This is a genomic window from Treponema rectale (genome assembly GCF_014202035.1).
Taxonomy (GTDB): domain Bacteria; phylum Spirochaetota; class Spirochaetia; order Treponematales; family Treponemataceae; genus Treponema_D; species Treponema_D rectale.
Genome location: NZ_JACHFR010000003.1, coordinates 1 through 23081, shown reverse-complemented (window position 1 = coordinate 23081; position 23081 = coordinate 1). Strand labels below are relative to the sequence as shown.

The 23081-nt window shown below is 39.1% G+C and carries 23 protein-coding genes and 1 rRNA gene; 12 read left to right on the top strand and 12 right to left on the bottom strand.

Going from position 1 to position 23081, the window contains the following annotated elements; translation table 11 throughout:
• The first annotated feature begins 84 nt into the window (after positions 1-84).
• The gene (locus tag HNP77_RS09070) at positions 85-711 is read left to right on the top strand and encodes a hypothetical protein (RefSeq protein WP_184652873.1); all 627 of its coding nucleotides are present in this window, start codon (positions 85-87) and stop codon (positions 709-711) included.
• Between the two features lie 153 nt (positions 712-864).
• On the top strand, positions 865-2946 hold the full coding sequence (locus tag HNP77_RS09065; protein ID WP_184652872.1) for a methyl-accepting chemotaxis protein: 2082 nt from the start codon (positions 865-867) through the stop codon (positions 2944-2946).
• Between the two features lie 61 nt (positions 2947-3007).
• Here the strand turns inward: HNP77_RS09065 and HNP77_RS09060 are convergent, their stop codons facing one another.
• Together HNP77_RS09060 and udp are read right to left on the bottom strand one after the other, a co-directional pair.
• Positions 3008-4159, bottom strand: coding sequence for a calcium/sodium antiporter (locus HNP77_RS09060; RefSeq protein ID WP_246428907.1), 1152 nt, complete (start codon positions 4157-4159; stop codon positions 3008-3010).
• Positions 4160-4258: 99 nt separating this feature from the next.
• The gene (gene udp, locus HNP77_RS09055; protein WP_184652871.1) at positions 4259-5038 is read right to left on the bottom strand and encodes a uridine phosphorylase; all 780 of its coding nucleotides are present in this window, start codon (positions 5036-5038) and stop codon (positions 4259-4261) included.
• Between the two features lie 315 nt (positions 5039-5353).
• Here udp and deoC point away from each other — a divergent pair, with 315 nt between their 5' ends.
• Positions 5354-6070: a deoxyribose-phosphate aldolase gene (deoC, locus tag HNP77_RS09050; protein WP_184652870.1), complete on the top strand. Its 717-nt coding sequence runs from the start codon at positions 5354-5356 to the stop codon at positions 6068-6070.
• A gap of 125 nt (positions 6071-6195) precedes the next feature.
• Here deoC and lysA read toward each other — a convergent pair whose 3' ends face one another.
• Positions 6196-7464 carry a diaminopimelate decarboxylase gene (gene lysA / locus HNP77_RS09045; protein ID WP_184652869.1) on the bottom strand — a complete coding sequence of 423 codons (1269 nt, stop codon included), beginning with the start codon at positions 7462-7464 and terminating at the stop codon, positions 6196-6198.
• A gap of 73 nt (positions 7465-7537) precedes the next feature.
• Between lysA and cyaB the strand changes: the two genes are divergently transcribed.
• The gene (gene cyaB, locus HNP77_RS09040) at positions 7538-8107 is read left to right on the top strand and encodes a class IV adenylate cyclase (protein ID WP_184652868.1); all 570 of its coding nucleotides are present in this window, start codon (positions 7538-7540) and stop codon (positions 8105-8107) included.
• On the opposite strand, the gene HNP77_RS09035 is transcribed toward cyaB, so the two are convergent.
• The 5 genes from HNP77_RS09035 to HNP77_RS09015 form a co-directional block, all read right to left on the bottom strand.
• The gene (locus tag HNP77_RS09035) at positions 8094-8684 is read right to left on the bottom strand and encodes a response regulator (protein WP_184652867.1); all 591 of its coding nucleotides are present in this window, start codon (positions 8682-8684) and stop codon (positions 8094-8096) included. The two genes, cyaB and HNP77_RS09035, sit on opposite strands and share 14 nt — an antisense overlap.
• A 66-nt stretch (positions 8685-8750) precedes the next feature.
• Positions 8751-9470, bottom strand: a complete 720-nt coding sequence (locus HNP77_RS12515; protein WP_184652866.1) for a RecX family transcriptional regulator — start codon at positions 9468-9470, stop codon at positions 8751-8753.
• Entirely contained in the window at positions 9436-9828 is a 393-nt protein-coding gene (gene rpsI / locus HNP77_RS09025; RefSeq protein WP_184652865.1) for a 30S ribosomal protein S9, read from the bottom strand. Before rpsI ends, HNP77_RS12515 begins: the two co-directional genes overlap by 35 nt.
• A 13-nt stretch (positions 9829-9841) precedes the next feature.
• Complete coding sequence (gene rplM / locus HNP77_RS09020) at positions 9842-10270, bottom strand: 50S ribosomal protein L13 (protein WP_184652864.1); 429 nt, start codon at positions 10268-10270, stop codon at positions 9842-9844.
• A 164-nt stretch (positions 10271-10434) separates the two neighbouring features.
• On the bottom strand, positions 10435-10653 hold the full coding sequence (locus tag HNP77_RS09015; protein WP_184652863.1) for a hypothetical protein: 219 nt from the start codon (positions 10651-10653) through the stop codon (positions 10435-10437).
• A 269-nt stretch (positions 10654-10922) separates the two neighbouring features.
• Between HNP77_RS09015 and HNP77_RS09010 the strand changes: the two genes are divergently transcribed.
• Genes HNP77_RS09010 through HNP77_RS08995 form a run of 4 tightly spaced genes read left to right on the top strand, consistent with a single transcriptional unit; the run spans position 10923 to position 14984 of the window.
• Positions 10923-12119 (top strand): ABC transporter ATP-binding protein, encoded by a 1197-nt coding sequence (locus HNP77_RS09010; protein ID WP_184652862.1) that lies wholly within the window; start codon positions 10923-10925, stop codon positions 12117-12119.
• Positions 12120-12133: 14 nt separating this feature from the next.
• A complete protein-coding gene (locus HNP77_RS09005) occupies positions 12134-13039 on the top strand; it encodes an ABC transporter permease (RefSeq protein WP_184652861.1) in 906 nt (301 codons plus the stop codon).
• 9 nt (positions 13040-13048) lie between these two features.
• Positions 13049-13924 carry an ABC transporter permease gene (locus HNP77_RS09000; protein ID WP_246428906.1) on the top strand — a complete coding sequence of 292 codons (876 nt, stop codon included), beginning with the start codon at positions 13049-13051 and terminating at the stop codon, positions 13922-13924.
• Between the two features lie 13 nt (positions 13925-13937).
• Entirely contained in the window at positions 13938-14984 is a 1047-nt protein-coding gene (locus HNP77_RS08995; RefSeq protein WP_184652860.1) for an extracellular solute-binding protein, read from the top strand.
• Here the strand turns inward: HNP77_RS08995 and HNP77_RS08990 are convergent.
• Positions 14977-15312, bottom strand: coding sequence for a Holliday junction resolvase-like protein (locus HNP77_RS08990; protein ID WP_246428905.1), 336 nt, complete (start codon positions 15310-15312; stop codon positions 14977-14979). The genes HNP77_RS08995 and HNP77_RS08990 overlap by 8 nt on opposite strands.
• A 148-nt stretch (positions 15313-15460) precedes the next feature.
• On the opposite strand from HNP77_RS08990, the gene HNP77_RS08985 reads away from it, so the two are divergent.
• Positions 15461-16723: an OmpA family protein gene (locus HNP77_RS08985; RefSeq protein WP_184652858.1), complete on the top strand. Its 1263-nt coding sequence runs from the start codon at positions 15461-15463 to the stop codon at positions 16721-16723.
• A gap of 4 nt (positions 16724-16727) precedes the next feature.
• On the opposite strand, the gene HNP77_RS08980 is transcribed toward HNP77_RS08985, so the two are convergent.
• Positions 16728-18056: an ASKHA domain-containing protein gene (locus tag HNP77_RS08980; RefSeq protein ID WP_184652857.1), complete on the bottom strand. Its 1329-nt coding sequence runs from the start codon at positions 18054-18056 to the stop codon at positions 16728-16730.
• Between the two features lie 152 nt (positions 18057-18208).
• On the opposite strand from HNP77_RS08980, the gene HNP77_RS08975 reads away from it, so the two are divergent.
• The 3 genes from HNP77_RS08975 to HNP77_RS08965 are packed head-to-tail and all read left to right on the top strand — an operon-like array spanning position 18209 to position 21397.
• Complete coding sequence (locus tag HNP77_RS08975; RefSeq protein WP_184652856.1) at positions 18209-19234, top strand: thiamine ABC transporter substrate-binding protein; 1026 nt, start codon at positions 18209-18211, stop codon at positions 19232-19234.
• Positions 19235-19244: 10 nt separating this feature from the next.
• Positions 19245-20714, top strand: a complete 1470-nt coding sequence (locus HNP77_RS08970) for an ABC transporter permease (protein WP_184652855.1) — start codon at positions 19245-19247, stop codon at positions 20712-20714.
• Positions 20711-21397, top strand: a complete 687-nt coding sequence (locus tag HNP77_RS08965) for an ABC transporter ATP-binding protein (protein WP_184652854.1) — start codon at positions 20711-20713, stop codon at positions 21395-21397. Before HNP77_RS08970 ends, HNP77_RS08965 begins: the two co-directional genes overlap by 4 nt.
• Before the next feature lie 2 nt (positions 21398-21399).
• Here HNP77_RS08965 and HNP77_RS08960 read toward each other — a convergent pair whose 3' ends face one another.
• Positions 21400-22734, bottom strand: a complete 1335-nt coding sequence (locus HNP77_RS08960; RefSeq protein WP_184652853.1) for an RluA family pseudouridine synthase — start codon at positions 22732-22734, stop codon at positions 21400-21402.
• 259 nt (positions 22735-22993) lie between these two features.
• A 5S ribosomal RNA gene (gene rrf, locus HNP77_RS08955) occupies positions 22994-23081 on the bottom strand; the annotation flags it as partial.

The window sequence follows — 23081 nt, the reverse complement described above, 5'->3', positions numbered from 1 at the left end:
AAAATAGAAATTATCTAAAATTAAATTTTCATGTATACTGTCAGGGTGATTTTTTTAAGAAAAAGGATAAATACCGGCGTCCACATGAAAACAAGAATATCAAAAATAATAATACTGCTGCTTCTCCTGCAGATACCTTCATCAGTTTTTTCTCAGGAAAACTACAGTTCAGAAGAACCAGCTTTCACTGAAAACATACAGGAAAACTTAAAGACCCGCGCCTTTTCCCTTGATTTTTCCGCAACTATACTTGGACTTTCCAACAACGGCTGGGGGCTGGGCTTTACGTATGAACAGTATCTGGCATTTCATTCAGCACTTAAAGTTAACTTTGCCCACTGCACCTTCATACGAAAAGAAAAAATGATTCCGACCGTAAATTTCGGACTGGGAGCAGAATACTATCCTCTTTCCAAATCTCTGGACAAACTTTACCTGGTCATCGGAGGGGCCATGGATTTTATAGGATACAGCACTGATGAAAACGAGAAAGACCTGCAGAGAAACTTTATATCTGTTTTTCCAGAAATGGGATGGAAATGGCAGATAAATGAATACGTAGCCCTCGATATTCGCGGAGGCTATAAATATATTTTTTTAGAAGATAAAACAAAAGTTCCGGAAGATTATAAAAATTACCTGCAGAGCGGAATCATCTGGGGTGCAGGAATAAAAATAAAAATTGTCAGACTCATACAGTCACTGCTTTAATACATCTGAAAAATCTTAAATGAAATTAAACCCAAACTGAAAAAAGATTAAGTTTCTGTAATTTTTTTATCAATAATATCAAATAAAATCTTCTCACAAACTTGTTTTTAGCTTCCTCAGTGTTAAAACTTTCGGTTAAATTGGAGAAAAAAAATGAAACTACACAGCCTTAGATTCAAACTCACATTTCTTGTTATTTTTATTGCATTGATTTCAAACATGGCACTGATGCTGGTAGCAAGGAATCTTTCTACTTCAACAGTCCGTGAAACTGTCCAGCACCTTATGAATTCCACAACAGAAAATGTTGCAAGTAAAATAACAGCCGGAAACGAACATCACTACCGTCTGCTGGAAGGAATTGCAGCAACTGATACTGCCAAAAATAAAGACATGGAACTATCAGAAAAATGCAGGAGACTTTCTTCCATAAAGGAAATCAATTCTGTCTACGAAAATATTGCATTCTATACTTATGAAGGAGATTCATTTTCTGCAGCAGGACAGAAAATAAACATGAGCAGCAGCGAATTCTTTACATCGGCAAAATCGGGAAGGCATTATGTTGATACTCCTGCAATAAGCCCCGTAAGCGGAGACCTGCTTCAGCATTATTCAGTACCTGTATACGATGACAGTCATTCAATAATGGGCGTCATTGTTGCAAACGTAAAGGGAAATGTCCTTTCCGGAGAGATTTCAAATGTAAAGTTCGGAAACTCTTCAATAATAAAAGTCATTGACCGTACGACAGGAAAATTCGTTGCTTCCAATGAACTGAATGAAGTTACAGAGGGACAGATAATGGATAGAGATTCCAGAGGAGATATTTCCATACTTGTAAAGGATATGTACTCAGGAAACTCAGGAGGCGGAGTATTTACCGATAACATGTCAGGTGAAAAAATGGTTGCCGCGTACGCTCCGATTGAAAACACAAACTGGTCTGTCCTCTGCTGTGCACCGTATTCAGATTTTTATGCCGGGCTGACAGAAATGCTTGAAATAATGGCTGTTGTGCTTGTCGTAATTCTTGTAATTGCCTTTATTGCAGGCGGAATCATGATCAACTATTACATAAAGCCGCTTAATCTTGTCAAGGCATCGATTGAAGACATTGCCTCAGGTGATGCAGACCTTACTAAACGCATAGATACAAAAAGCAGAGATGAAATCGGAGATGTAGTAAAAGGATTCAATGTATTTACAGAAAAGCTTCAGTCAATAATTTCAATGATAAAAAAATCAAAGGAAACTTTAGGCAGTGCAGGAACTGCCCTTGCTGACAGTACAAATGATACAAGTGCATCAATAACGCAGATTCTTGCAAACATTGAATCAGTTCATACTCAAATCGAAAATCAGGGCAACAGCGTACACGACACTGCAGGAGCAGTAAACGAAATAGCCTCAAACATTGATTCTCTTGAAAAAATGATTGAAACCCAGAGTTCAGGAGTAGCTCAGGCATCAGCCGCAGTTGAAGAAATGATAGGAAACATAAAATCCGTAAACTCATCTGTAGAAAAAATGACAGAATCCTTTGAAGCTTTAGCTGAAAGTGCAGGAACAGGTTCCAAACTCCAGAGCGAAGTAAACGAACGTATAGGCCAGGTCATGAATATGAGTCAAACACTTCAGGAAGCAAACACAGCTATCGCAGCTATTGCAGAACAGACAAATCTTCTTGCAATGAATGCTGCCATAGAAGCAGCTCATGCGGGAGATGCAGGCAAAGGCTTCTCTGTAGTAGCAGACGAAATCAGAAAGCTTTCCGAAACATCAAGTCAGCAGTCTAAAACTATCGGTGATGAACTGTCAAATATTCAGACAGCAATTTCTGAAATGGTAAATGTATCACAACAGTCTAACCAGGCATTCATCGATGTAACAAATCATATTTCCAATACAGACCAGCTCGTTCATCAGATTCAGGCCGCAATGCAGGAACAGAATGAAGGCTCAATGCAGATAAGTGAAGCACTGCACCTTATGAATGACAGTACGACGGAAGTCCGCACTGCAAGCCATGAGATGTCAGAAGGCAACAAAGCAATTCTGGAAGGTGTAAAAAATCTTCAGGACGCCACCGGTATAATGCAGACAAGCATGGGTGAAATGAGCATAGGTGCAAAAAAAATAAATGAAACAGGAGTCGCACTCACTGAAATAGCCAGGCAGATGCAGGAATCCATAACCAGCATCGGAGGTCAGATAGACCAGTTTAAGGTTTAAATAATATCCGGAGACTGAACAAAAGACTTCACATTCAGTTTCCGTTCAGCCTCCGGAAGCATTAGCGCAGAACAGCAAAAACTGTAGAAGCTGCATAACACATAAGCATTATCCACCCTTCTGCCCGAGTGATTTTACGCCCGCTTAAAGAAAAAATCCAGGTCATTACAGTTACGGCAATAAGAATAAACATATCATAAACAGAAGCCGTATTTACACTGACAGGATGAATGACCGCAGAAAATCCAAGTATAAAAAGCAGATTAAAAATATTTGAACCGAGTATATTGCCTGCAGCAAGAGCAACTTCCCCTTTTCCTGCCGCAACAACCGAAGTAACCAGTTCAGGAAGTGAAGTACCGACGGCAACAATGGTAAGACCTATCAGAGTTTCACTCATACCGAAAAATCTCGCAATATTCCGGGCACTGTCAACGACAGCCTTTCCTCCGATAATAATCAGAACAAGACCAATCGTTATAAGAAGCAGACATTTCCAAAGTGAATGTTTTATGCCCCCCGTTTCCCCGCAGGGATGCTTTCTTGCATCAAAAATCAGATAAACGATATATACAATAAATGCAGCAACAAGAATAATTCCAGACAGTCTGGAAACAGTACCGGAAACTGCCCCCATATCAAGATTAAAAAATCTTTTACTGAAAAGACCCGCGGCAGAACTTACAGTAAAAACAGCAGCCGTAGATACAGCTGAAACAGAAAAATCCCTTTTCAAAATTACAGTGTCAACAGGAAGAGCTTTTATCACGGCACATAAACCGAGAACACCAAGAAGATTAAAAATATTCGACCCCACGACATTAGACAGTGCAATCTCACTGGAACCCTGAACCGCAGCAGAAACGCTCACTGCAAGTTCAGGCATGCTGGTTCCCATTGCAACAACAGTAAGCCCGATGACAACACCGGAAATCCTGAAAAGACGTGCAAGAGCAGAACTTCCTTCCACAAAAACATCCGCACCCTTAATCAATGCCGCAAAAGCAATGACTAAAATCACCACATTCACTACAACCATAGCTTCTCCTTCGTAAGATATGTCTGCAAAAAAAAAGAGACTTTCCCTGCAAACATAAAAATCTGCAGTAAAAGTCTCGCTTCTTAGAACATATTCCGGAGAAAACTCTCGTGATGACGAAATAATGTTGCAGCCTTTCAGCGTACAAGCTACTCCCTTGTTACCTGATTTCAAAGTAACATGAAAGATAATTATTTACAATGTTTCATATGTAAATTTTTTTTACAATAAAAAAGCCGGCTGTCAGAAAAAAATCTCCATGCCGGCATTTTTTTATTTTTTCTGATCTTTTTTAATCAGAATACGCAGTGCCTCAACTGCCGTCTTTATTGCAAGCTCAGTATCATGAGCCTGTTTATTTTCAAGACCTTTCTTTGCACGCTCCTGATTTGCAACAACCAGGAAGCAGGAACCGCATCTTACCCTGAGAAACTGCCCAGCAATAAATAAAGCCGCACTTTCCATTTCAGAAGCAAGACAGCCCATTCTCAGCCATGCCTGCCATTTATTCTCAAGCTCATAGCTTACAGGCATAATTTCAGGTTCATGCTGTCCAAAAAAAGAATCCTTGCACTGAACGACTCCCACATGATGACTTACGCCAAGCTTTTCTGCAGCTTCAACAAGAGCATTCGTTACCCCAAGATCAGGAACAGCCGGATACTCAATCGGAGCAAATTCACGGCTTGTACCTTCCATACGGACAGCACCTGTTGCAATAACAATATCACCACCCATAACATTTTCCTGCATACCGCCGCAGGTTCCGACACGGATAAAAGTCTTTGCCCCAGCCTTAGACAGTTCATCAATGGCAATGGAAGCACTCGGACCTCCGATACCTGTAGAAGTTACACTAACCTTTACTCCATCCAGAGTTCCGGTATATGTAACATATTCACGAACATCACTTACAAGTTTTGCATTATCAAAATGCTCCGCAATCTTGGCACAGCGTTTAGGATCTCCCGGAAGAATTACATATTCACCAATATCTTCCGGTCCAACTCCAGTATGATACTGTTTTCCAGAACCTTCAGTATAATCAACCATTACTAACTCCTTTTTATGATTAATGGGGAATTAATTATAAACCATACAGATTCAAAACACAAACTAAAAATAAATTTTATCTGAAAATTTTTCAGGAGCAGACATCTGAAACGTAACCCGCTTTTCAGGGTTGCGACCTTCGTCTCCATGGCATGCGCCACGCTCCGCGCCCTTACAATCGGGGCTAGCCGGTTTATGCTAAAAAAAAAGATTTTTTTCTTAAACAAAAAAAATTATACACTTTCTTAAATTAATATTGTATAATTGTAATTCCGCGTAAACGGAAAATTCATTAACAAGGAGTGTTCAAAACAAATGACAAAAAACGAAATCGCAGGAATGATTGACCACACACAGCTTGCTCCTACGGCACGTAAAAGTGATATCGAAAAACTGTGCGAAGAAGCAAAGAAATATCAGTTTGCATCAGTATGCGTTAACCCAAGTTACGTTCACCTTGCCTCAGAACTTCTGGAAGGCACATCAGTAAAAGTATGTACGGTTATCGGCTTTCCTCTGGGAGCAAGCGGATACGGAGCAAAAAGTGCAGAATCTTTCATTGCTCTTGACGACGGTGCAGATGAACTTGATATGGTAATAAATATCGGAGAAGCAAAAGACCACAATTTCGATGCTGTAGAAGAAGACATAAAAAGCGTTGTAATGGCAGCCCGCCAGTATGAACAGGAAGACGAAGTAAACAAAAAAATCATTGTTAAAGTAATTCTTGAAACATGTTTCCTTACAGACGACGAAATCGTTGAATGCTGCAAGCGTTCTGTTAAAGCCGGTGCAGATTTCGTAAAGACTTCAACCGGTTTTGCAAATCCTAAAGATGCAGAAGGAAAACCGCTTCCTAACGGAGCAACAGTTCACGCTGTTGAACTCATGAGAAAAACCGTAGGACCTGACTTCGGAGTAAAAGCCAGCGGCGGTATCCGCAGCGCAGAAGATGCACAGGCTATGGTTAACGCAGGAGCTTCCCGCATCGGATGCAGTGCAGGCGTTAAAATCGTAGAAAACTGGAAATAAAATACAGACCTGTAATTTATATTCAAACAAAAAGGCTGCCTTATCCTTAGGAATACAATCTCAGGGATAAGACAGCCCGTTTTTTTACAGAAAAAAATTATTCAGACAGCATACTGCCTTAAAAATCAGTTAAAATCCTTAACTCCATTCAGATCCAGTGTAGCAAAAAGATCTTCCACCGTTTCGCGGCGCCGGATTTCCTTAAAGCTTCCGTCTTCCCTCATAAGGATTTCACCGCAGCGGAGCTTACCGTTATAATTAAAGCCCATGGCTCTTCCGTGAGCACCGGCATCATGAATTATAACAAGATCTCCCCTGTTTATTTCCGGAAGTTCCCTCTGAACGGCAAACTTATCGCAGTTTTCACATAAAGATCCTACGACATCATAAACATGATCCTTAGGAGCGTTTTCTTTTCCGCTTACCGTTACTTCATGATATGCACCGTACATTCCAGGCCTCATAAGATCTGCCATGCAGGAATCAACAGCTACATACTCACGGTATATGTGCTTGTGATGAACTGCAGTTGTAACAAGCCAGCCGTAAGGACCGGTTACAGGACGTCCGCATTCCCAGTAAATTGCAAGAGGATCAAGCCCTGCCGGAACAATAACCCGGTCATATTCTTCACGGATTCCGCGGGCAACCTCATCATAATCTACAGCCTTCTGACCAGGCTTATACGGAATTCCCAGTCCGCCGCCAAGATCTACAAATTCTATGTTTACGCCGCATTTTTCTTTAATCTCTGCACAAAGTTCAAACAAAAGTTTAGCAGTATCTACGAAGAAAGCAGGATTAAGTTCATTTGAAGCAACCATTGTATGAAGACCGAAGCGCTTTACACCTTCCTTCTTACAGATTGAATAGGCTTCAAGAATCTGCTCTCTGGTAAGGCCGTATTTTGCTTCTTCCGGCTTACCGATAATTGAATTACAACCCTGCTTTTCACTGCCCGGATTATATCTGAAACATATGGTATCAGGAAGTTTTCCTCCGAGAGATTCTTTGAGGAACTCAATATGAGTAATATCATCAAGATTTATAATGTTTCCGTGCTCATAGGCATACTGATATTCAGAAGCCGGGGTTTCATTGGAAGTAAAAATTACATGGTCCCCCTTTATTCCGCTTAAATCAGATAAAATAAGTTCCGGCAGGCTTGAACAGTCAGCGCCACATCCCTCTTCCATAAGAATTTTAAGAATATAAGGATTAGGACAGGCTTTTACAGCATAATGCTCCCTGAATTCCGGAAAAATGCTGAATGCTTTTGTAAAAGCGCGCATATTCTCACGAATAGCTTTTTCATCATATAGATAAAAAGGTGTATGAAACTTTTCTGTAAGTTTCATAAGTTCACTGTGATTCAATGGAAAATTATCTGACATAAAGATTCTCCTGTTTATATTTCGATAGTGCAAAATATAGCATTTTTACACCTGTTATGCTATTCTCTTTTTTATGAATGAAATCGAACTGAAAGCCAGAGTATCAGACCGGAAGAAACTCACTGATACATTAAACAGTTTTGCCTGCTTCAAAGGCTCCTTAGTACGGGATGACAGATATTTCGCAAAAAAAAATGAAGACGGCACATTCAGCAAAAAAAAGATACGCATCAGAACTCAGACTGAAAACGATAAGAAAACCTTTATACTCACATGGAAACGAAAAGAACTTCAGCAGGATTCCAACGGCACCCAGATAGAAGTAAATGATGAACATGAATGCATTCTGTCAGACGACGACTGTCTTGTAACCTTTCTCGAAGATACCGGCTATTCCGTTGCATTAAAAAAACACAAGGAAGTCAGCCTCTGGACTTACGAAGAAGCCTCCTTTGAACTGTGCACGGTTCCCCCTTTAGGAGACTTTCTTGAAATAGAAATACTTACGGACTCTGATTCACCGGAAAAAATAGCAGAAATCAAAGAAAAACTGGGACTCCTTCTCTTAAAAGCAGGGCTTTCTGCCTCCGACATTGAACCGAGAATGTATTCTCAGATGCTGGAAGAGGTCAAAGGCCTTTAATAACTCCGCAGATTTCAGGAAGGGCTACAGGTTTCTTAAATATATAGGAAACTCCATAAGAACGGCACTTCTTTTCCATTTCAGGGTCTTCCATTGCCGTTACAATAATTACCTTCGGAAAACCAAAATCAGGAGACTCACGTATACGCTTCAGAAGACTTACACCGTCAATGCCCGGCAGATCAAGGTCCAGCATTAAAAGTCCCGGCTTACACTTCTGCATGAGTGAACCTGCCTCAAAACCGTCAAAAGCCTGAAGCACATCCACCTGCTCAAGATGAGAAGCTATGAATTTTGCTGAAACATCATTAAAGGCCTTATCATCATCAACAATCAGAAGTGTTTTTACGTCAACACAGCAGAGCTTCAACAGGCTTTCAGGAATCCGCATCTTCCTGCTTTTCATAAACTGCAGAAGATCTTCCGGATAAACCCTGAACTGACCTCCAGGAGTCTTAAAAGCCTTGAGATAATTATTTTTTATCCAGTTTATTGCTGTCTGATTTACTACACCACATATATTTGCAACTTCCAGTGCTGAAAAAACAACCGGACCTGAATCTGATTTTCTAGCCATTTTTTTTCCTAACTTATTCTGAAGTTTATCATATTTAATTCAGATTTGCTAGAGATTTTAGACATATTAGACATTTGCATCATGTAAAATTTTCTTAATAATCTTAAAAGAAAAGCCCTGCCTGACAAGAGAAGCCTTTATTTTATCTTCATCTTTTTTTATTTTTACCAGTTTCTTAAAAGCTTTTACACACAGTTCTTCTTCATCGTTTTCCAGAAAATATTCATCAAGAACCTGTTTTATAATACTGCGGTTTACCCCACGGGCTGTTAATTCTGCCGTAAGTCGAGTTCTTCCTTCTGCATGATCTAAAGAACGGCTCCTTACCCATGCGGCAGCAAACCTCAAATCACTTAAAATATTTTTTTCCTCAAGATAATCAAGGACTTCTTCAACGTCCCTTTTGTCATATCCTTTTCTGAGCAGTTTTGTACAAAGGGAATTTCTGGTGTGTTCGGATCTGTTCAAATAAGACATAGCGGATTTTTCCACAGAATACAGTCTGGACGCATTAAAAAGATCTGCCGTTTCTTCTTCCGTAAAAAAACCAGTATCTCCCTCTTTCAGATTTGACAAGTCATCAAGATCTACATCAAGCCGGCCATAGCCGTAAGGCAACAGCCTTTCTTCATTAACCTGAGAAAGATAATCTGCACGCAAAAAAAATGCAGATCCTGCATCCGGTGTAATTTCGTATACACCGAGCAAAATCTGCTTTATTCCACGAATAACCATCCGTAAATTGGAAGATTTAGCGCTTGCTGAACTGGAATCTTCTGCGTGCACCGCGCTGACCGTACTTCTTACGTTCAACCATGCGTGAATCACGTGTAAGATATCCGTTTGCCTTCAATGAAGGACGTGCATTTGGATCTACCTGTGTAAGTGCACGTGAAAGACCATGAAGACAAGCTGCAGCCTGTCCTGAAAGACCGCCACCGCATACGTTGATAAGAATATCATACTTACCAGCATTTGAAGTAACCAGGAGAGGCTGGTTTACGATACGAACCTGAGATTCACTTGCAAAATATTCTTTTACGTCTTTTCCGTTTACAACGATTTTTCCAGAGCCTTCGCGTAAAAATACACGAGCTACTGCTGTCTTTCTTCTTCCTGTTCCGATTGCAATATTCTTAATCACGATAGTCTCCTAATTAAAACTCGATAGTTTTTGGGTTCTGAGCAGCATGTGGATGCTCACTTCCTGCATATACCTTAAGGTTGCGGAAAAGCTGACGACCAAGACGATTGTGAGGAAGCATACCTGCAATAGTTCTTTCAAGAGGATCTGTTGGTTTTCTTTCAAGAAGCTCATCAAAAGAATATGTTGTGAGGCCACGAACATAACCAGTGTGATGGCGATATTTAAGGCCTTCTCCCTTGTTTCCTGTAACAACAACCTTGTCAGCGTTAATGATGATTACGTAACCACCGCATGCTGCATTAGGTGTGTAAGAAGGCTTGTTCTTTCCACGAAGAAGAGATGCTGCTTTTACAGCAACACGACCCAAAGTCTTACCGGCTGCATCAATAACATACCAGTCATGCTTTAATTCACTTTCTTTTGCAAAAATAGTTTTCATGTATATACCTTTATATAAAAAACGTTACGTCCGCAACTTCGCATCCAGTCTTGAACGTTTACACACAGTGAGCATCTGCATGTAATATATACGGGGTGCATTAAGTTATCATTTAAACTGCGTTTTAGTCAACGGCTACTGCGAATTTAGAGTTAAAATTCAAGTTATTTATCAGAAGATTTCTCTTCTTTTTTTGCCTCACTCTTATCCTTAAGATCAGCAAGACCAATGCAGACAGCAATAAGGCCTGCAAATGCTGCAAATACCGGTGCAAATCCCATAAGGAACTGTATTACATGAGGTCCCCATGCAAGTGCACCAAAAGGAAGGCAGGCATATACACAAAATCCAATCAAAATAAGTCCGATTAATAAAGTTACCATAACAATACCACCTGTAAACGAAATAAAGCACATTCCGTCCTTACAGAACCTCAGATTCCATAACAAACGGCAACCGCTTTCTGTATTCCGTGAATTTTACAGTAAAAAAGAATCATGTCAACAGTTAAAACATTATTCACAAAAACAATAAAAAACGATTGACAAAACTCCGCTTAAAGAAGAAAGTGTGCATTAAGGGATGTTTGACAGTATTCAGACATCCCGTTATTTTTCCATTACATATATCAAAACGAAGGAGCAGTACAGCATTGAACGGAAGTACAGTTTCTATTAAAAATGTTTCCAAACACTTCGGAGACTTTCACGCATTGGATGACATCGACTTTACCATCAGACAGGGAGAATTTTTTACCCTCCTCGGTCCTTCTGGCTGCGGCAAGACTACACTTCTCCGTATTATAGCAGGCTTTGAATTTCCTGATGACGGAGCAGTTCTTTTTGATGATGAAAACGTCACATCCCTTCCGCCAAACAAAAGACATTCAAATACAGTCTTTCAGAATTATGCACTCTTCCCCCATCTGAACGTATTTGAAAACGTAGCATTTTCATTACGTCTGAAAGGAACTGATAAAAAAACAATCGAAGAAAAAGTACGCAAGTATCTGACTCTTGTAGACCTTGAAAGCCAGATGTACAAAAAACCAAATCAGCTTTCAGGAGGACAGAGACAGAGGGTTGCCATTGCCCGCGCACTCATTAACGAACCAAAAGTTCTGCTTCTTGACGAACCGCTTTCTGCCCTTGATGCAAAGCTTCGTTCCAGCCTGCTTCTCGAGCTGGACAAACTTCATGATGAAATCGGAATCACATTTATTTTCGTAACCCATGACCAGAGTGAAGCCCTTGCTGTTTCTGACAGAATTGCCGTAATGAATAAAGGAAAAGTCCTTCAGATCGGAACCCCTTTTGAAATTTACGAAAGCCCTGCAACACAGTTTGTAGCACAGTTCATCGGAGAAACAAATCTTTTCGAATCAACAGTCGTTAAATGCGAGGAATACAAAGTTCCTGGAAAGGCAGATATAGAACATATGGTTACCCTTAATGTTCCGGCCCTGGGAATTCAGGCTCAGCTCAAAGACGACACACAGGCAACTAAAGAAGAAGACAAAAACATACTTGTAACGGATTATGAACACACTGACGAAGGCCAGAAAGTCGCATTCACAATCCGTCCTGAAAAAATAAGGATTACCCGCGAAGAGCCGAACGTTAATGGAAGAAAAGACATTAATGTATTTAAAGGAATTGTTGAAGAACCTGTATACACGGGTTTCCAATCAAAATTTTATGTTAAGCTGGAAAAAACAGGAACTATTGTAAAAGTCTTCAAGCAGCACACAAATTACCTTGATGACGGCCCTGAAATTCAATGGAAAGACACTGTCTACATTTCATGGTCTGCAGAAGACGGTTATATAGTAGAAGACATCAACAAATAAAACCGGAGAAGTCAATGACAGAAAAAAAATTCAGAAAACAGAATCCGGGACCTTTCTATTCATGGCCGATGGGAATCTGGTTTTCCATTTTCTTTATAGTACCTATTCTGATAATCATATGCTATTCCTTCATGAAAAATGATCTGTACGGCGGCGTCCTTAAAGAATTTACCATTGATGCCTACAGACAGATGTTTTCTCCTGAATATGGTGAAATCTTTTTAAGAACGCTTTGGATGACGATTATTGCAACCTTTGTTTCCTGTGCAATAGCAATTCCCTGCGGGTACGCAATGGCAAGGAGCCGTCATCAGACACTTCTCCTTATACTCGTAATAATTCCATTCCTCACTAATTCCCTTATAAGAATTTTTGCATGGATGACAATTTTAGGAGAAGAAGGGCTTTTAAATTCTGTATGCGGATTTTTTGCAAAAGCATTTTTCTTTGTAACTCAAAACAAGGACGGTTCCTTTGAACCGGTTCAATTCATGTACACTAAAGGAGCCGTTATCCTTGTAAGCATCTACATGTATCTGCCTTATGCAATTCTTCCTATATTCACATCAATCGACAGGTTTGATTTTACCCTTCTTGAAGCAGCAAGAGACCTTGGAGCATCAAAACCAGGTGCAATATTCAGAGTAATGCTGCCGGGAATAAAGAGCGGAATCATCAGTGCCATAATCTTTACATTCATACCGATTTTCGGTAACTACACAGTTCCGCAGATAATAGGTTCAACAGAAAGCTACATGCTCGGAAATACAATAATGGATCAGATTACAAAAATAGGAAATCTTCCTCTGGCATCTGCAATCAGCGTTGTCCTGACCTTTATAAGCATGGCTGCAATTCTGTTTATGATTTCATCAGAAAAAAAAGAACAGAACCTTAAGACCGTCAAAAAAGAATCGTGAGGAACAAAGATGGATTTTTTAGTTTCAATAATAATGGCAATATTCAGAAAAAATCCTCATGCAAAAAACGAGGATAATAAACACGCCAAACGTAACTGGAAGAGGCATTCTCCAAAATTAAGTACGTCAAAAATAATCCTTGCCTTAACACTGGCATTTCTTTTCATACCTCTTTTCGTAATCGTCTTTTATTCATTCAACGAATCAAAAGGAACGAGTTTCACTAAATTTTCCCTTGTCTGGTATGAAGAACTTTTCCTTCATTCCGGAACTTTATGGCAGTCCCTTTTTTATACGGCAATAGTAGCTGTTGCCAGCGCAACTCTTTCTACGATAATAGGAAGCCTGGCTGCAATCGGAAACAGCTGGTATAAATTTTTTGGACGAAGCTACATTCAGTCCATTAGTTTTTTACCAATGATTCTCCCGGAAGTAATAATGGGAGTTTCAATCCTGATTTTTTTCAGCGGAATCCATATGTATTTCGGCCTTACGACAATCATCATAGCCCATACAACATTCTGTCTTCCTTTCGTATACCTTATGGTAACAGCCCGCGTTGACGAATTTGACTATTCTATAATCGAAGCAGCCCACGATCTTGGTGCCAGCGAAAAACAGACTCTGTTTAAGGTAATCATACCTGCAATCATGCCGGGCATTCTTTCTGGATTTATGATGAGCATTACATTATCAATAGAAGATTTTGTAATAACTTCTCTTGTAAACGGAAGCGTAATAACACTACCTATTTATGTCTACAACATGATCCGTCACGGTGTAAGCCCGGTAATCAATGCACTTTCATTCGTACTGATCATTTTTATCTGTACGCTTACAATCATTCTGCGTAAGAGCCTCAAATCTTTTGCTGCAGCCCATTGAGTTACGGAGGTTCATGGTGAAAACACACATAAAATATACCGCAGCATTTCTTTTTCTGTCGGCAGCAGGAGTTTTCCTGACATCCTGTTCAAAAAAGAAAACCCTCAACATATACACCTGGACATATTATGCCCCTACAGACGTTGTAGAAGCCTTTGAAAAAGAATATGACTGTGATGTAGTAATTACAGAATACGACTCAAACGAAACAATGTTTCTTAAACTCCTTTACGGAGGTGCAGGCAGTTTTGACATAGTTTTTCCATCCCAGGACTATGTTGAAATTCTTATGAATAAAAACATGCTTCAACCTGTAAACCAGGAGCTGTTTACAAACAAAGATAAAATAAATCCAAAAATTCTTGAAAAAGCAACTTATGATCCTGAAATGAAATATGCAGTTCCTTACTATTTCGGAGCATCCGGAATCAGCGTAAACAAAACAAAAGTAAAGGGAACTTATGAACGGACCTGGAATATTTTTGCAGATCCACAATTCAAAGGAAGAGCCTCCATGATGAATGACTACAGGGAAGTAATCGGAGATGCCCTTAAGTACAAAGGATTCAGTGTATGCACTAAAAATAAAAGTGAACTGAAAGATGCCTGTACTCATATTCAGAAATACTGGAAACCGAACATTGTAAAATTTGATGCAGAAGGATTTGGAAAAGACTTTGCAAACGGAAATCTCTGGCTGTGTCAGGGCTATGCAGAGGTAATCTATGGAGAAGTCCCGGAAGAAGAATGGGATGAAAAAATCGATTTCTTTATTCCGGAAAGCGGAGGTCCGTCATACCTGGACAGCATGTGTATTTTAAAGGATTCCTCACAGAGGGATCTTGCAACTCAATTCATAAACTATATTCACGAACCGGAAAACTATGCAAAGTTTCTTGATTTCTTCAGATTCCCGTGTTTTGTAAATCCGGAAGCGGAGCAGTACATGGAAACAACACCTATGTATCCTGCCAGCGTCCTCGAAAACTGTGAATTAAAATACTATATCGGAGATAATAAAAAAGATTATTCTGACCAGTGGGAAAAAATAATCAACTGATACGGTATTCAACAAAACGTACCCTTCCCTCTTCCACGGCAGACTTTATCTGTCTCTCCCGTCTGGAAAGGGTACTGCTTCCTGACTTTACCTCAACAAAAAGTATTTCTTCCACTTCATCCTTATCAGCACAACCCTTAAAAGCTATAAAATCAACCGGCTTTCCAATAAATCTGGCATCTCCGGGATTACACGGAAAGTCCGGAAGATATGGAGCCACCTGTTCTCCAAACTGTCCGCCTATTACAGCCCTGCTTCTTTTTACCGCATCATTTCTTTCTCTTTTTATAAGGTTTACATCCTTTACTTTCTGAACAAGTTTCCCCAATAAAAAAAATACAACTGCAGTAATTATAAAAAAGCACAAAAAAAATAAATCCGGTCTATTTAAAAATACATATTTCATGCCAGAATATTACCACAATTCCCCTAATGCAGAAATAAAAAAACACCGAGAATTCAAGAAGAGGTCTGCTATGAACATAAAAAAAATCATTTCAATTTTAGTTTTTTCAACCGCAGCATGCATTTATACATCCGCTCAGGCAAATCAAAACAATGAATATGATACAACAGGAGGCAAAGTCCTCTTTCAATTTAAGAATACAAAAGGTGATACATACAGAATCCTGTCTACAGTGGAAGAATCCGTCTACATAAAACAGTCTCCTTCTGCTCCATTGCAGCTGCATCATCAGGCAACCATACTTAACCGCGTAAGTGCAGAAGTAACAGACGTACTGGAAGACGGAACGGCAGTAAATGAATGCAGTTTCATGACAAGCGAAAATTCTGTTTCTACAGGAAGCGGAGCCGTATTCGAATACGGAAAAGAATATAAGTCAGTTTTCAAAAGAAGTCCTCAGGGAAAATACACAATCAGTGATGAATATTTCATGCCGACTGTCATAGATGTTCCTGTCTTTAAAACCACAGAAGTTTCTCCAAATGAACGCTGGACTTCAAAAGGATTTGAACTTCATGATCTGCGGATGATGAATATTCCGGCACCATACAAAGTTCCTTTTGACGCAGAATATCAGTATCTGGGAAAAAAAAACGGATTTGACGTAATAAACGTAAAATACGAAATGTACATGGAAACTCCGTCAATTGCCACTATAAACGGAAACGATGATTACCCCGTACAGATGTCCGGATGGAGCGATGAACTCATTTATTTCAATTCTGAATCAGGACAGATTGATCATTATACTGAAAGTTTCAGAATCGTAATGAACACATACTACGGCATGAGCTATGATTTCAGGGGAACCGCACATGCAGAAGTAACTTTTACAAAACCTGCTTCAGAAGAAAACGTCGCTGAAGTTCAGGAAAAGATCGAAAGTCTCGGAATTGAAAATGTTACTGTAAAAAAAGATGAAATAGGTCTGACCCTCTCAATAGAAAATATTCAGTTCAAGCCGGACAGCGCATACCTTCTTGATTCTGAAAAAGAAAAACTGAAGAAAATAGTCCAGATTCTTGAAGCCTATCCTGAAAAAGACATTCTTGTTTCAGGACATACGGCACTTGCAGGTTCCTTAGAAAGCTGCCAGAAACTAAGTGAATTAAGGGCACAGGCTGTTGCAGGACAGTTGATTTCAATGGGAGCACGAGACTCAAAGCACATATTTACAAAAGGCTATGGAGCGTCAAAACCAATCGGTTCAAACAGCACTGCTGAAGGAAAAGCAAAAAACCGCCGGGTTGAAATTACCCTTATGGATAAATAATTCCTTAATGAGGAAAATCAATCGAAGCTATAAACCTGTTCTGAAAATCCTCCTCAAGGGCAAGGTTTATAACTTCAGCTTTTTCTGCAAACCAACGACCTTTTTCCCGCATTTTTTCATCAAAAAGCATGGCGGCAGCTCCCGAAAGAGCGGCGTTTCCTTTATGAATTACTGAACCGGACAGAAATTGAGGAATCATGCCTATCCGAACGGCCTCAGAAACATCAATATGATTACCAAAGCCTCCGCATAGATAAAGTGTGCCTGAAACACGATTTCTGACCTTCGAATTTAAAAAAGTCAGCCCTGAATATACTGCAGCTTTTGCCAGCTGAAGCCTGCGTATATCTTCCTGAAGAAGACTTATTCCTTCAGAAATTTTTATTTCCCCTCCATCACATATAGTTCCATGAAAATCAATTTTCCCGCATTCATACAGAACACAAAGTGCACTTATAAGTCCGGTTCCGCATATTCCTTTCCCGTTACCGCCTCCAGCAACAGTACAGTCAAATGAATTTCCATTTGGACTAAGTTTTACCACAGCCCCTTCAGAACATACAATTCCACAGGATATTCCGGTACCTTCAAATGCAGGGCCGGCACTTGATGACGTGCAGTACAGTTTTTTTTCAGTTCCATCATAAACAGCCATTTCGCAATTCGTACCGGTATCAGCCATATACTGAATTCCTCCATCCTCAGAAAACGAAGAAGTCATGGCACATACAGCATCAGCTCCAATAAATGCACTTATCACAGGAGGAAAATACACAGTACAGGCACTTCCGAATTCCTCTGAACCGAAAATTTCCCTAAGGGACATTTCCATGTCAAATTCTGAAGGACCCCTGAATGGAAATCTTCCTAAAGCAGAAACTTTCATCCCCGCTACAAAACTGAGCATGGTTGTATTTCCTGTAAAAACAACCCTTTTTAAAATCATACGGCCGGATCTTTTTGACAGAAAATACAATGATACATTTTCTACAATTTTCCGGAATATAGCCTTCAACTGATTTATAAGCAGAGAACGAACTTCATCATAATTCTTTTCCGCTGCATTAATTCTTGCAACAATATCCGAGCCATAAACATGCTGTGCATTTTTTTCTCCGCATTCATAAATAAGCTTTCCAGTTTTCAAAGAAAATGCTGCAGCAGCAATTGTAGTTGTCCCTATATCTACAGCAATTCCTGCATCAGCGGAAGAACATGCCGGATCTCCTGAAAAATTAATGTCATGTATTTTTTCCACAAATGGTTTATACGGAGAAGAAAAACTTCCGTCTCCAGAACAAAGTCCGCATCCATTACACTTTCTGCAAATCATTTTTTTATTATAACAATATTTACATTTATAAACGAGTTCCATATACTTAATCTGCAACCGGGGTGGTTCTTTTTTACAGAATCTGAGATTATACCCGTATGGATTTCGCATGAAATCCTTAACCTGATTCGGATAATACCGACGGAGGAAGTATGTTGAATAATACTTTTAAAATTTTATCTGCCACAGCAATATCTGCTGCTTTATTAATTTCCACAGGATGCCAGAAAAAATCCCGCACAGAAAAAGAAGTTGTTGTATACACATATGACAGTTTTGGTGCAGACTGGGCATTCGGTCCTGAGCTGGCTGCAGCATTCAAAGAAGAAACAGGTTACGAGGTAAAATACGTAATAGCTGGTTCTGCAGTTGAAGCATTTGAAAAATTACTTGCAGAAAAGGACAAGCCTCAGGCAGACGTCATTCTCGGTATTGATAACAATCTTGCTCAGAGAGCAATTGATGCTGGAATTCTTGAACCGTACGAAGCCCACGGAATAAAGTTCATTCCGGAACACCTTCAGGATGCTTTAGGAAGCGGCAATTATCTGACACCATATGACTACAGTCATTTTGCAGTAATTTATGATACTCAAAGTGACATACCGGCTCCACAGGATCTTGAATCACTCACATCTAAAACTTATGCAGATAAGCTTATATTAATGGATCCGCGAACTTCTTCTACAGGACTTGGATTTTTAAGCTGGACAGTAAGCGTATATGGCGACCAGAATGAAGCATATTGGAAAAGACTTGCTCCATCTGTTCATGCAATGACAAAAGGATGGTCTGAAGGCTGGGGACTCTTTACAAAGGGAGAAGCTCCTTTATGCATCAGCTACACCACAAGTCCGGCTTACTGTGCTATAGAAGAAAACAATGAACGCTATGTAGCCCTTACCTTTGACGAAGGACACGTAATGCAGGTAGAAGGTGCAGGCCTTGTAAAAGGTGCCTATAATACTAAAGGTGCAAAAACCTTCATAGACTACCTTATTTCTACTGAAATGCAGAAAAAACTTCCCCTCAAACAGTGGATGTATCCTGCAAATAAAATGGCACGCATAAATAAGGCATTCTCAAAAGTATCTCCTGTTCCGGAAACAACACTTCCTACCGACAATAATAAGACACAGGAAGCTGTAGAAAAAGCAGTTGCTGCAATAAATAAATAAAACACAGCTGATGTTCAAAATAATTATTTTCACTTTTGAACAGGCTCTTGCCTCCGTGGGTATTGCATTGCTTGCAGGAATCCCGGGGGCATACTTTATCGCCCGAAAAACTTTTCCCGCAAAAAAAATATTGAAATCACTTTCCGTCATTCCACTGTGCGTACCAGCCCTAATGGCGGCTCTTGGTTACATAAGCGCACTGGGACTTGCCGGATGGTACAACAGAATACTGATTAGCCTTTTCTCTCTAAAAGAACCTCCCTTAAGATTCTTATATTCCTTTTCCGGAATAGCAATAACACAGGGATTCTATAATTTTCCGCTGATAATGAAATCAACAGCCGACGTACTTTCACAGCTTGATCACTCGCCAGAAGAAAGTGCTGAACTTTTAGGCGCAGGACAAATCAAAATATTCTTTACAATAACACTTCCCAGAATAATTCCAGCAATCATAGCAGGCGCAGTACCTGTATTTATATTCTGCTATTTTTCTTTCATGATCATACTTATGTTTGGTATTCCAGGCTCATCAACAATAGAAACAGAAATTTACTTTGCTGCACGAATGCACAAACCCTTTTCAAAAATACTCCTGTTATGTACAACAGAAACAATTCTTGCCATCATCGTAATTTTTACCGGAACTTTATACGAAAAAAAATCTGAACAAATTACAGAGAACTCCTTTTCTATAAAAAAACAAACTCCTGTTTCTTTTTCAAAAAAAGAGTTTCCTTTTGCTGCATTATACTTCATCATAATATTTATTTTCTTTGTAATTCCGTTTTTTTCGATTCCATTGAACTCATTTTTTGGAACCAATGACACTTATCCAACACTCAAATACTGGAAATTCATACTGTCTTCAAAAAGTTTTATTCCGTCTGTAACAACATCAATCATCCAGGCATCAATTACAGGATTATTATGTACTGCAACTGCAATTATATTTTCTACCGCAACACGCCTATGCCCGCATTCAGGAATCAAACAGATTATAAAAACAATACCTCTCCTTCCCATGGCAATTTCATCCGTTGCGGCATCAGTAATTATTTTAAAAATTACAGCCCTCTCTGAATACAATACAAACCTGATAACTTTATGTGCCGTACAGACTTTTTTATACTGGCCTTTCGCCTTCAGACAAATTTATGCATCTGCATCACGCATTTCCGATGAAGTAATTTTCAGTGCAAAACTGCTTTCAAACAGCAAAACTCAATTTCTCACTGAAGTATTCTTTCCGGCTACAAAACGATCCTGCATCAGTGCATTTCTGTTCAGTTTCGCCATAAGCATAGGAGATGCATCATTACCTGTCGTTCTTGCTATTCCTGAATATACATCACTGGCCCTTTTTACATACAGACTATTTGGATACAGATTTCCGGCAGCCTGCTGTACATCAATGATTTTAGGAATTGTGTGTATCACCCTATGTATTCTTGCAGAAAAAATCGGAGACCAAAAATGAAATATTTTGAAGCAGAACATATTTACAAAAAATTTCCAGACATGACAGTAGATCTCAGTATGGCAGCAGAAAAAGGAACCTTTACAACAATTTTGGGGCCAAGCGGTTCTGGAAAATCAACGGCATTACGAATAATCGCAGGGCTTGAAAAAAACGAAAGCAATACAAGAATATACTTAAATGGAAAAAAAATTTCAGATTTACCCTGTTCTCAAAGAAACTGCGGAATGGTTTTCCAAAACAGCGCGCTTTTTATGAATCTCAATGTACAGCAGAATATTGAATACGGGCTCATTAACAGAAGAATAAAAAAAGCAGAACGAAATATTATGACAAAAACCTGGCTGGAAAAATTCGGAATGTCAGGATTTGAAAAAAGAAAATGTACGACCTTAAGTGGCGGAGAAATGCAGCGAATCGCACTCATTAGAACTCTTATCGTAAAACCGGACTTAATCCTCCTGGATGAACCAATGAGTGCCCTTGATGCTCCATTAAGAAAAAAACTGGCATCAGAAATACATACTCTTCAAAAAAAAGAAAACCTCACCATAATTATGGTCACACATGATATAGAAGAAGCAAAAAACATAAGCGACAATATAATACTCATAAAACACGGCAAAGCAGCATGGGAAGGCAGTTCTACAGATTTTTCAGAAAAACTTTTTGAGTCCTGTTAAATTTAAAACTCAGGAGCACATTCAAAACACATTCTCTCTCCAGTAGCAGGGTGAATAAAACTAAGTTTACTTGCATGAAGCATTAATCTTTCTCCAGGATTACAAGTACCATAAAGAGTATCTCCAATAATCGGGACACCAAAGCCATGCGAATCACTGCTTATCAATCTTAATTGATGAGTACGGCCTGTATGAGGCAAAAAGAGAATTCTTGTACAGGGACGTCGTACACCATTTGGAGAGGTATAATATTCAACATCAAGGATTTTCCATTCAGTTACAGCTTTCTTACCGTAAATTTCATCCCAAATCTGATGAGGTCTGTTTTCAATATCTAATCTAAAATAAAGTTCTTTTTGACCATGTTCAGGAATCCCAAATTTGGAAAGAACTCCATCCAACAGCGCAATATATTCTTTATATACAACTCCCTCTTCAAACTGCTTAGAAAGTTTTCTATGTGCATCGGAATTGAATGCCAGAACCAATAAACCTGAAGTTTCCATATCAAGTCTGTGTACAGCCGGCTGTTCCATTGTAAAGGGATATAAACGCTTCATTCTATTAACCACACAATCCTGTTTTTCAGGACCTCTGCCAGGAACGCTCAAAAGACCACTCTGCTTGTTTATAACCAATATATCGTTATCCCTATATAAAATATCAAGTCCAAGTATAACAGGCAGAAGTAAACCACATCTTTCATCACAGGGTGAACTTTTTTCAAAAGAAACCCTCGTTTTAGAATTTCCATAAAAAACTTCACACATACTTATAGGATTCATTTCATGTGAAAATGCATAATTTAATAATTTAGGTGCACAGCAATCCCCCGTACCTGCAGGAGGAAGATTATTACCATTTGTAATGGCACAGATTTCCTTTAACGATCTGACTTTACCATCTGCACAGCAAAAACTATAAAGATTAAAAACACTGTTTAATGATTCGTCTGTTAAAAGTCTTCTCTGTTTTGAAAATAAGGATTTTTCTAAAGAATTATCAAGACTTTCGATTTTTTCTGTAAGTTGATGTATTTTCAAATCGTTTTTTTCCAGAGCCTCTTGAATCTGAATACTAGAAACAATAGGTTTTACAAATATACTTGAATCATCTACATTTGAAACAACATCATATCTATTGCCACTGACTGTTCTTAATACAATTTTTTTTCCATCACAATCTAGACAGACAAGACATCCTATCATAACACCAATATTATCTCTTTCTAAGCTTTCTTTAGAAATTTGAACAAGTTTTATTTCAGATGTTTTTATTTGATTAATAAATTTCAGACATTCACTATATGCTTCATCTTCTCTAAAAGGGTTAAACATTAAAACATTTTACAGGTTATAACCAATTAAAACAATAAAAAGAGCCTGAAATCTTAACAAGTTCCAGGCTCTAAAAAGGAGGTTCCGGGAGATTATCTCCACATATAAAAAAGGTTTTCATTACGTTCAAACGAATCTGAACTGTATTAATATTCTAACACAGGTCAAAAAAAACTAAAGGCTTAGAGTTTCGAATTAGTGTGTTTATTTTTGTTTTAATTTAAAAATAAAAAACCGCCCTTTAGGACGGACAAAAAAAAGCCGGCAGCTACCTACTTTCCCGCTAAAGAGCAGTATCATCGGCGCAGGAGAGCTTGACTTCCGTGTTCGGTATGGGAACGGGTATT